1 protein-coding gene is annotated in these 1,276 nt (G+C 75.6%); it reads right to left on the bottom strand.

Going from position 1 to position 1,276, the window contains the following annotated elements:
- The coding region (locus HW445_RS31455; protein WP_180224176.1) for a phospho-sugar mutase at window positions 1–1,276 on the bottom strand (1,276 nt) is incomplete at both ends.

The raw sequence follows: 1,276 nt of genomic DNA, 5'->3' as shown, positions 1-1,276 counted from the left end.
CGAAGTCGCGCTTCAGGGCCACCAGGCGTTCCGCGGCCGCCTGCCGGGCGGCGGGGAGGGTGTCGCGGGAGGCGACCGGGACGACGACCTCCAGGTAGCACTTGAGCTTGGGCTCCGTGCCGCTGGGGCGGACGATCACCCGCGCCCCGTCCAGGGTGTAGCGGAGGCCGTCGGTGGGCGGCAGGTCGTCCGAGCCCTCCGCGAGGTCCTCGGCCCGCACCACCGCGAGGCCCGCCAGCGAGGCCGGCGGGGACTTCCGCAGCCGGGCCATGGCGCCGGCGATGACGCCGAGGTCCTGGACCCGCACCGAGAGCTGGTCGGTCGCGTGCAGCCCGTGCTCGACCGCCAGGTCGTCCAGCAGGTCCGGCAGCGTCCGTCCGCGCTCCTTGAGCACCGAGGCCAGTTCGGTGACGAGCAGCGCCGCCGTCACGCCGTCCTTGTCGCGCACGCCGTCCGGGTCGACGCAGTAGCCGAGCGCCTCCTCGTAGCCGTACCGCAGGCCCTCGACCCGGGCGATCCACTTGAAGCCGGTGAGGGTCTGCTCGTGGCCGACCCCCGCCTTCCGGGCGATCCGCCCGAGGAGCGAGGAGGAGACGATCGACTCGGCGAACGTGCCGGTGACGCCCCGGTCGGCCAGGTGCGCCGCGAGCAGCGCGCCGACCTCGTCGCCGCGCAGCATGCGCCATCCGCCGCCGTCGGACCCGTCGCCGGTGCCGTCGCCGGACCCGCCGCGGGAGGGGTCCCGCACCGCGACCGCGCACCGGTCGGCGTCCGGGTCGTTGGCGATCACCAGATCCGGCTCCGCCCTCCGCGCCGTCGCGAAGGCGAGGTCCATCGCACCCGGCTCCTCCGGGTTGGGGAAGGCCACGGTCGGGAACGCCGGGTCCGGCTCAGCCTGCTCGGCGACCAGCACCGGTGCGGGGAACCCGGCACGGGCGAAGGCCGCCAGCACCACCTCCGTGCCGACGCCGTGCAGGGCCGTGTACACCGTCCGCGCGGTGCGCGGCGAGCCCGGCGCGAGGACCGTTTCGGCGCGGGTCAGGTAGGCGTCCAGGACGGAGTCGTCCAGCACCTCCCAGCCGGATCCGGGCCGGGGAACGTCCGCCAGTGACCGCACCGCCGCGATCTCGGCCGCGATCTCCGCGTCGGCCGGCGGCACGATCTGCGAGCCGTCGCCCAGGTAGACCTTGTAGCCGTTGTCGCGCGGCGGGTTGTGGCTGGCGGTCACCTCGACGCCGGCCACCGCCCCCAGGTGGCGGACGGCGAACGCCAGCAC

The organism is Streptomyces sp. UH6 (assembly GCF_013421635.1).
Classification (GTDB): Bacteria; Actinomycetota; Actinomycetes; order Streptomycetales; family Streptomycetaceae; genus Streptomyces; species Streptomyces abyssomicinicus.
This window is presented reverse-complemented; position numbering and strand designations above follow the sequence as displayed.